We start from the raw sequence: 9,001 nt of genomic DNA, 5'->3' as shown, positions 1-9,001 counted from the left end.
CGGCGGCGTACAACAGGACGGTGGGCGCCGCGCTCGGCACCATCATCGCGATCATCATCACCCACCACATGACGAACCGCGACGAACGACAGCGCCTATGACCTAATGGGTAGAGGCTGTCGGTGCCAAGGTTTCGGAATGGCTCATCTGCATGACTTGGCGGCTGACGTGGCACCATTCTCAGGGGAGGATCAAAGCCGACATGATGGGCACATGAAGCTCACGGCAGAACGACCACTACGCCAACCCGGAAACCGCAGCGCGCAAGCTCATCGAGATCGCAACCAGCATCGAAGCCGTCCAGGACGGCCGCATCCATATCGAGAAGATCAACGCGCCGTTCCTCTACACGCTGAAAGCCAGCGGCCCGGAGTTTGGCGCCGGCATCAGGTATGCAGTCGAGAAGGGTTGGATGGAGTTGCACGAGAGCGGGACCGACGTGCGGCTCTTAAAGGCAGAAGCGACCGGCTAAGGCCGCGATCCCCGACTCTGGGCGGGGGCGCTATCTATTATTTCTCCGGCGCGGCGATCGTTTTGCTTGACCCTTCCGGAGCGCTCTGCATGCCCGGTGGGCTTTGGCCTTGCGGACTTTCGGCAGGCGCGCCACCCGATTTAGTATCAACCGGCCCGGTCCACCCTTGAGGTTGCAACTGGCCTTTTTCCTCCGGCGGTGTAGGCGCTGCGCCGATGGTTGCGTCGGTTGGTCTCTTTTGATCCGACTGAGCAATCGCAAGGCCACAACTCAAAAACGAGATCATGCATGCGGTAAGAGCAAATATTCGCCACACCAAAGTTCTCCGACCGATGGTGGCCCAGCGGTTTGGCCGCCAGCCTAGTCCAGCTCCGGCCCTTACAGGGGACTCCGTGACCGGGGCACGTCGAGAACACGCAAAATTACCGGTTGTTCCGGACTCGTAGAAGGCGGTGAAAATTCTTATCTTCAGCCCATGCGTATTGCGTATACGAGCTCTGCCTGGCGAGCGCCGGCAGGCAGGTCCCGTCAGGGCCGGAGTGGATCCATGAAGTGAAGCATGACGGCTACCGGATGCTGGTCATCCGGCAGGACAAGAGAGTGCGCCTACCTCACGCAATGGCAGCGACTGGACCAAACGCAGGAACGAACGCTCCTGAAGCAGGTTGCCGGCTCAGTACCTGATCTCGACAATCATCTCCGCGTTGACGACGGCCCCGGCTTTCCCCCCGAGCTGGGGCCTCTTCATTGGTCCGGGAACGAATCTAGCTTACGTAAATTATTGTCTTGCTCTTTAGGGACGACACAATCGCCAAACGGCCTCAGCATTCAATCCGGGATGCTGGGGCCGTTTTCGTTTTAAGGGCGCGCGCAGCTAGACGACTGGCGCCGCCTGCATGCGAGAGATCGGCGTGCGCGGCGTCCTGGTCTATTGCGCGGACTATCGCTGCGGACACAGCATCGCCCTTAGGGGACCGTCGACTACTTAGCCTTGCAGAGGCACGCCTCCATGCGTTGGCGAAGAACGACACAGCAACGTCTGCTCGACCGCAATTACGCATGTAAGCCCCCTGTTTTGTTCTCGAAGACCTGCCCAAGCGGGAAAATGTGGCAGTCGCAGCGGTATCGCGCACTAACATGCAGCAGGATGCGGCGCACTTGTTGGAGAAAGACCGCGGCGGAAACTCGCTTGCATTAGCCCGGCATGGACGATCGGCCGGACATCGCCATCGCATCGAGGTCCGCACGGAAGTTGGTCCGCTTTTTCGAATTGGCCTCGTCAAACCCCTTGAAGAATCAGGCCTCGACTAGGAACGGCGGCAACTTTCCATCCGTTGCTTTTGCCGTTCGAGGAATTTCCCATGGCCAAGAAGAACTGTCTGATCGTGCGAGCCGTCGGAAGCCAACTGGATCAGCTGCGCGGAGAGGCATCGCGCATTTCACGAGGAGATCAAGTCGACTGGTGGGTTGAGCGCGGCGACGCAGGGACACGCTTTTGCTTTGAGACTGCTGAAGCAAAACAAGCGTTTGCCCGAATATGCGAAAACTTCGCGGTTTCTTGCACGGAAGCCTAGCGAGCAGAGGCAAAACAGGGACGCCAGCGTGACCTGGCAGCTCTCAGTTCAGCTTCCGGCGAAGCTTCCTGATGATCTCCCGGAGCTCCTCCACGTACTCCTTGATGATGCGTCGAGCATCTTCTGTGCACGAAGGCTTCGGCGCTTCCTTCTCCAGTCGAGGCTCGTCCGACGGTTTCATCCGGCGACGCTTTGCCAGTCCCAGGGCGGACTATTGAGATAGGTCAATGCCTCAGGGACTACCCCGAGAGCATTTCACTTTGCCACCCCTTCCCGATAGAGTGGCTTTGCGCGCGGCGGTGCGCACGGGACGGCTCCCGCGTGTCCGCCAGCTTCACGCGCCAGGGCTGTTCTCGTTTACAGGATCGACTGGCGCGGCTGGCGAGCGCGAGGAATGGCCATGAAATCCCCCGTCGTGAAACGATCCATCGTTGTCGCCAGCCACAAGACCAGCGTTAGCCTGGAGGAGGCTTTCTGGGCCGGCATGAAGGAGATCTCCAGCCTGCGCAACATGACGCTGTCGGACCTTGTCAGCGACATCAACCGGAACCGCCAGCAAGGTAATCTGTCGTCCGCGATACATCTGTTCGTCCTCGACTACTTCAAGAAGCGCGCTGCGGCGACCCAGCCTGCGCCGGCACCGCAGCCATCCCGCGATAGGGCGTGAGCTCTGAACCGCCGCCGGCACGATGCGAGGTGCCGCCTTCGACATTCTCGCGATGGGCGGAGCGCGCGGAAGCCCTCGCGGATTCGCTCACCAACCTCCATGCAGCCCTCAGCGCCGTGCCTGGCAACAACGGCGCCAGCTCCTCACCGCCGTAGCGCGCGGCAAGGTCGGCCAACCGACGAGCCTCGGCCGCAAGCAATTCCATGGCGCGGCGCCCGGTCCGCCTGATGCCGACCTCAAAGGCGATGCCATCGCCATCCCTGTGAAGACGAAAGCCGGACGGGCTTGCAATTAGCGCCCGGAGCAGCCCGGCTTCTATTGCATTGCGAAGCTGCAGGTGGCCGGAGAAGGCTCAGTTCATGGGAGGAGCGGAACTTCCCCACCCGTCCCGCCGTTCAAAGAGTTTCTTCGGCTCCAGACCATGTCCGGCCATGGCGTGGGGAAGACGAGAGCGTGATGGCGGCGCCAAACCGGTCGCGGCTCGGCTCGGAGGGTACAGATGAATATTCAGAAAATGTCGTCGGAAGGACTTCACGCATTCGCTTCCCTGATCTGGCGCAACCCCTCCCTTGAATTCATTGAACAGCTACCCATCGCCGCGTACGCCTGTGATGCGCGCGGCCGCATCCTCTGGTTCAACAGCCATGCGGCGGAACTGTGGGGCCGATCGCCGCGCATCGCCGAGGATACCGAGCTCTTCTGCGGCTCTTACAAGCTCTTCTTCGATGGCAGGCTGATCGCGCGGGATGAGGCGCCGATGGCGGAGGTGCTGCGTACAGGCGAGCCCATCCGTGGCATGGAAGCGCGCATCGAAAGGCCGGACGGATCACATATGTGGGCTGTCGTCCATATCGCACCCATCCTGGATGAGGACGGCACGATCGCGGGCGCCATCAACTGCTTTCATGAGCGGGCCGGCGGTGGTCGCCTCGATGCGTCCGATGCAAGCCCCGATGACTGGCTGCGCCTGCGCGATCAACGCCTCGCGGCAACGTACGAACATGTGGGTGCCGGCATTGTGGAAGTCGATCAGGATGGCCGGATGCTGCGCGTTAATCAGCAGCTATGCGAGATGACGGGGCATTCAGCTTCTGAACTGCTCGGACGGATGATCTTTGACGAAACCCTTCCCGACGACCGGCCGGGTGACCTGCAGCAGTTTCGGCTACAGGTCGCGGGCGAGATTGACCGCTATAGCATCGAAAAGCGGATTTATTGTAAGGATGGAAGCTATATCTGGGCTTCCGTGACATCCTCCAGTGTCCGCGACGCCACCGGCAACTTCCTCTACGCGGTCCGCGTCCAGCACGACATTACCGCCCGCAAGTGCGCCGAGCAGGCGCTCGCCCGGCGCATGGAGGAGCAGGCCGCACTTTTGACTTTCTCGGAGCGCCTTCAGCGCTGCACCACCGCCGGCGAGATCTATGATGCTGCGCTTGATGCCATCACGCGCGCCCTCGGCTGCGAACGGGCTTCCATCCTGCTGTTCGACCCGGCAGGGGTGATGCGGTTTGTTGCGTGGCGCGGGCTTTCCGAGAGCTATCGTCAGGCTGTCGAGGGACACTCGCCCTGGGCCAGGGACGAAGCCGATCCGCAACCCGTATGCATTGCAGATATTCCCGCGACTGATTTGCCGGATGAGCTGAAACGAACGGTCCAGGGTGAAGGCATTCAGGCCGCCGCATTCATCCCCATTCTTGAGGACGGCGCCTTGTCCGGCAAATTCATGGCGTACCACCGGCTCCCGCATGAATTCACGTCTTTCGAGCGGGATACTGCCCTCGCCCTGGCGCGCCTCCTGGGTTTCAGCCTTGCGCGCCTTGCCGGCGAGAAGGAGCGCAGGATCGCCGAGCGCGATGCGCAGCAGCTCGCCGCCATTGTTGAGTCTTCGGACGATGCCATCGTCAGCAAGGATCTCAACGGCATCATCCGCACCTGGAATGATGGCGCGGAGCAACTGTTCGGCCATAGCCGCGATGAAGCCGTGGGCCGCCCGATCACGATGCTGATCCCGGATGATCGCCAGGACGAGGAGCCCGGCATTCTTGCAAAGATACGTGCCGGCGACCGTGTGGAGCATTTCGAAACCGTGCGCCGCCGGAAGGACGGAAGCCTGGTCGATATTTCCCTGACGATCTCGCCGATCCGCGACCGTTTCGGTCGCATCGTTGGCGCGTCCAAGATTGCGCGCGATATCTCTGAGCGCAAGATGGCCGAGAATCGCCTGAAGGAAGGCCAACAGCGCCTTGAGGAGCTGCTCGCGGCCATACCGGCCGCGCTCTATACGACGGATGCCGAAGGCAAGATCACATACTTCAATCAAATGGCCGTCGAATTTGCCGGCCGCACGCCGCAGCTCGGCAGCGATGAATGGTGCGTGACATGGAAGCTCTTTCATCCGGACGGAACGCCCTTGCCACACGATCAATGCCCGATGGCTATCGCGCTGAAGGAAGGCCGTGCCGTGCGGGGCGTAGAAGCTGTCGCGGAGCGACCCGATGGGACGCGGGTTCCCTTCGTACCGTTCCCCACGCCATTGCGGAATGCCGCCGGCGCTGTCGTCGGCGCCATCAACATGCTGGTTGATCTCAGCGAGCGCAAACAGTCCGAGACCCAGCAACGTTTACTGCTGAACGAACTCAATCACCGCACCAAGAACAATATGCAGGTCTTGCAGTCGCTCTTGACCACCGCCTCGCGGGCGGCCGCGAGTGAGGAGGCGCGTCGCGTCCTCGAAGAGGCGAGCGGGCGGGTAGCGGCGATGGCGGCAGCCCAGCGTGTTCTCTATGGCACGATCGACGCCAGCCGGTTTTCGGCCGACGAATTTTTGGGGGCGGTGGTCGAAACGGTTCAGCAGACCTTGCCGGCGCGCATCGTTGTGGAACGGACTCCTGCCAATGGCGTGTTGTCAAACGATGTGGCAATGCCGCTGGCCCTGCTCCTTAATGAGTTGCTGACCAATGCGGCGAAGCATGGCAACAAGGACCGGCTGACAGGCGCGGTTCGTGTCGGCCTGTTCCGGCGCGATGGCATGTTCGAACTTTATGTTGAGGACGACGGACCTGGATTCGATATGGATGGCGTTCGCAGCAGGTCATCGGGCCTTCGCCTCGTTCAGGGCCTTGCTCGCCAGCTTCAGGCGGAATTCCGGATAACACGGCCACCATCACGCGCAACACTTAATTTCCCAGCCGGGAGCAGCGGCTAATGGCGGAAAAGGGCCAAGCCGTGGCGCCATTCCTTGCAGCGCCCGCGAATAGCGCGGGAGGCAGCGATACATCAGATACATCAGACACATCAGAAATCCCCGCCACGGCAGCCGGCCTGCTGGTGGTGGAAGACGATTTCCTGATTGCCATGCAGGCTGAAACAGCTTTGTCCGACGCCGGATTTCGGGTCCTCGGCGTGGCGACCACCGCTGAAGAAGCTGTATCTCTCGCCAGAGCGCAGCTCCCGGCTCTCGTCCTGATGGATATTCGCCTTGCCGGCCGACGCGACGGTATCGATGCCGCGGGCGACCTCTTCCGTGAGCTTGGCGTCCGTTGCGTATTCGCGACGGCTCATGACGATCCGCTGACGCGCAAGCGCGCCGATCCTTTCGAGCCGCTTGGCTGGCTAGCCAAACCCTACACCATGACCTCACTTGTCAACCTGGTGCGGGACGCGCTCGATCGGGTGAGCTGAGCGAGTCTCGCTTCTTTCGCCGCATTCAATCAGAGTTGGCGACATCGAACGGTTCAAGCATTTTTCACCAGCGAAAACTCGGTAAAAACGACCCTTGAGATGCGGGCACCGCGATGCTTGCCCGACCGGCGAAGAAACGGCTGCCCCAGCAGAACCCTAACCGCCAGGGCCGTTGAGTTTGCTTGGTGGGGTTTGGCGAAAGCCAAGCGGATCTCTCGCAAGTGCAATTCACTGCCTACCGGACTTCCATCAACCCAATCGGAGCCGCCGGGTGAAGCAGAAAGCGGCGAGCGTTGACAACCTGCGCAGCCGTTCGAGATACTAAGCTGGTCGATCTAGACGACCGAAACATATTTCGTGTCTATTACGATATGATTAGCGGGGGCGAAAAGTGTTTGATGTCCATCGCAATGATAAGCGCGACGTTCTCGTTCTAAGCACAGGCTCTGCGATACCGATACTCGCGGCTCCAGACATAGTTGGCGGAAGAGCAGAAGAAAAGTTTTCAAAGTCAGCGACGAGATCAAGTCAGCCGTTCAGAGACACGGCTATTACGTCCGCAGCCTGCGGGCCACCAAGAGCGCACGATCGAGTCTAGGAGGTCGGCGGCCGGTGTTCTCTAGACCATCAGCGCCAACCAAGCCGCGACCCTCGCGCTCTTCCGCGTAGTCAACCGGTACGTCGACAACCTGCGGCCGATGCCCGGCAGGCCGCAGCTGGTCCAATTTGATGGTTTGGAAAAGTCGCGCCGATGGGCATGGGCGCGACCTTTCTCGAAGCCATATTTGATCGGGAAATGCGGTGCCTTTGATCGGAAATGCGGTGCCGATTACTTACTTCTCCTTGATAACGGTCGTGCTGCCGCTACTACCAACTGTGCCTTCATCGCAGATTTTTGTCTGCTTGATGCGGTCTTCAGCTTCCACGCGGGTCTTGAAGGCCATGGGACCGATCTGCGTCACGACTTCCTTGTCCGCCGGGCGTGTGGTTGTAATCGTGCACTGATGGCTCGGGCCTTGTACGACGTAGTACTCATCGGCCAGTGCTGGGGCGGCGCATCCGATGACTAATGCGCCCGCAATCAGAAGTGGTGTTTTCATTTGTCGCCTTTCTATTCAACTTCTGCCGAACACGCGATCAGGAGAGATGCCGCGATACTGCACACACGACCACTCATCCTTCTATCCTCTCGGCGGTCGTGTAACTCGTCCGAGACTTCGGAGTTCCCCGGCTTCTGAAGCCTGGACGCCGGCACCAAACGTGCTGAGAGGTTTGTTGCGACGGCCCGGATCTACAACGACTGTTCGTTTGATGAGGCCCGTAACGTCGGAGGCTTGGAGCGGAATAAGCCGCCGTATGGCGGTTCCGGAAGCGCAAACAAAACGCCGCTCACAGGGAGCGGCGAGAGCGAAAATTGATGTGAGAGTCACTTCTTCATGGCGTCTGCTGCGTCCCTGGCCGCATCCTTAATGTCGCCAGCTGCATTGTGCACAGCGCCCTTCGCCTTGTCGGCTTTGCCTTCCCTTTGCAGGTCCTTGTCGCCACTCAGCTTGCCGGCGCCTTCCTTAATCGTGCCCTTGGCCTTGTCGGCGACACCTTTCACGTGCTCGCGATCCATAGCTGGCTCCTTCGATCTCGCATGGACGAACAACGCGCGAAAAATCTTAGCGTTCCGGGTACGCTATTGGAACAGAGCCGATTGGCTAGGCAAGCGGGCACGTCCGAGCAAGGCTGACGAGGACACCCTAGTTTTGCGCTGCGCTTCGATGCCCAAGCTGCTCTTGCCTTGCGATCGGTTGCTACGCGACGTCAGGCAGATGCCTTCTGCTGCGCCTCAACGGCTCGAAACCCCGCTCTGCACAACTGCGCAATGGCCGCCTCGATCGCCCTATCGTTGTTGCGCTGATCCTCCGGGAGCACGCCGATCCGGACGAACGCGTCGCGCGTCTCGGCCCAATCCGTGACCTCGATACGGACGATGCGCGCACCAACTTGCTTACGCGCCCGGTACCGCTGCACCCGAAGTACGTTCTGCCGCTTCCGTTTGGCGACACAATCCAGATCGTTCGGTGCTGCGTCCATCAATCCCTCGGCTTGTGCAGCTTGCCGACCACGTGGAACATGAGGCGCAAATACGCGGCCGAATCTTGCTTTATGAGTTGCCGAATAGCCGCGCGACCGGCCGTAGCGCCAGGAATGGAAGAGATCATCGATGACATCCGCCGCAGTTCGTCGTGCGGGGGCCGACCAGGGCTCACACCGACATGGCCACGCAAGAAACGACCACGTGGATCACGCTCGGATGAAGCCGATGTTGGCGTCGGCGCGCCAGTCCTCGGCGGCAAAGCATATCGCCGGACGCGGGCCCGACTTGCGATCTGCAAGGCTCGATCAATCCTCACGGCGGCCTCCACCGCAACCGTAATGCGATAACAGGAAAGGATGCAGCTCGTCCTGCCCTCAGATCAATAATTTAGCACTTCCAAGGCGTTAGGACCAATCGGAATCGAATTAGTCGTTGAAGGGAGCTAGTGGTTCATCACAGTGGTTTTGACTCTTTGGCGGCAGCTGGATAGGCGCGGCCGAGTTTGGCGCGGGCTTTGT

The 9,001-nt window shown here is 60.5% G+C and carries 7 protein-coding genes and 1 pseudogene; 5 read left to right on the top strand and 3 right to left on the bottom strand.

The features are described 5' to 3' along the window. Nucleotides 1-1,833: 1,833 nt before the first annotated feature. The 5 genes and pseudogenes from SO139_RS44730 to SO139_RS44710 all read left to right on the top strand — a co-directional run. Nucleotides 1,834-2,046 (top strand): hypothetical protein, encoded by a 213-nt coding sequence (locus SO139_RS44730; protein WP_474803615.1) that lies wholly within the window; start codon nt 1,834-1,836, stop codon nt 2,044-2,046. A gap of 400 nt (nt 2,047-2,446) precedes the next feature. Further along, nucleotides 2,447-2,713 carry a ribbon-helix-helix domain-containing protein gene (locus tag SO139_RS44725; RefSeq protein ID WP_498542036.1) on the top strand — a complete coding sequence of 89 codons (267 nt, stop codon included), beginning with the start codon at nt 2,447-2,449 and terminating at the stop codon, nt 2,711-2,713. A 499-nt stretch (nt 2,714-3,212) separates the two neighbouring features. Further along, entirely contained in the window at nt 3,213-5,921 is a 2,709-nt protein-coding gene (locus SO139_RS44720) for a PAS domain S-box protein (RefSeq protein WP_498542035.1), read from the top strand. Next, nucleotides 5,921-6,397 carry a response regulator gene (locus tag SO139_RS44715; RefSeq protein WP_474803623.1) on the top strand — a complete coding sequence of 159 codons (477 nt, stop codon included), beginning with the start codon at nt 5,921-5,923 and terminating at the stop codon, nt 6,395-6,397. The genes SO139_RS44720 and SO139_RS44715 overlap by 1 nt, the downstream gene beginning before the upstream one ends. 391 nt (nt 6,398-6,788) lie before the next feature. Then, a pseudogene (locus tag SO139_RS44710) lies at nt 6,789-6,976 on the top strand (hypothetical protein); the annotation flags it as partial. Nucleotides 6,977-7,230: 254 nt separating this feature from the next. On the opposite strand, the gene SO139_RS44705 reads toward SO139_RS44710, so the two are convergent. The 3 genes from SO139_RS44705 to SO139_RS44695 form a co-directional block, all read right to left on the bottom strand. Then, the gene (locus tag SO139_RS44705; RefSeq protein ID WP_474803626.1) at nt 7,231-7,497 is read right to left on the bottom strand and encodes a hypothetical protein; all 267 of its coding nucleotides are present in this window, start codon (nt 7,495-7,497) and stop codon (nt 7,231-7,233) included. Nucleotides 7,498-7,823: 326 nt separating this feature from the next. Beyond that, the gene (locus SO139_RS44700; protein WP_474803629.1) at nt 7,824-8,015 is read right to left on the bottom strand and encodes a CsbD family protein; all 192 of its coding nucleotides are present in this window, start codon (nt 8,013-8,015) and stop codon (nt 7,824-7,826) included. A 191-nt stretch (nt 8,016-8,206) separates the two neighbouring features. Next, nucleotides 8,207-8,479, bottom strand: a complete 273-nt coding sequence (locus tag SO139_RS44695; RefSeq protein ID WP_474803632.1) for a hypothetical protein — start codon at nt 8,477-8,479, stop codon at nt 8,207-8,209. Between the last annotated feature and the right edge of the window lie 522 nt (nt 8,480-9,001).

This window comes from Bradyrhizobium sp. UFLA05-89 (genome assembly GCF_059803475.1).
The sequence above is the reverse complement of the archived record's forward strand: the minus strand, read 5'-3'. Positions and strand labels throughout refer to the sequence as shown.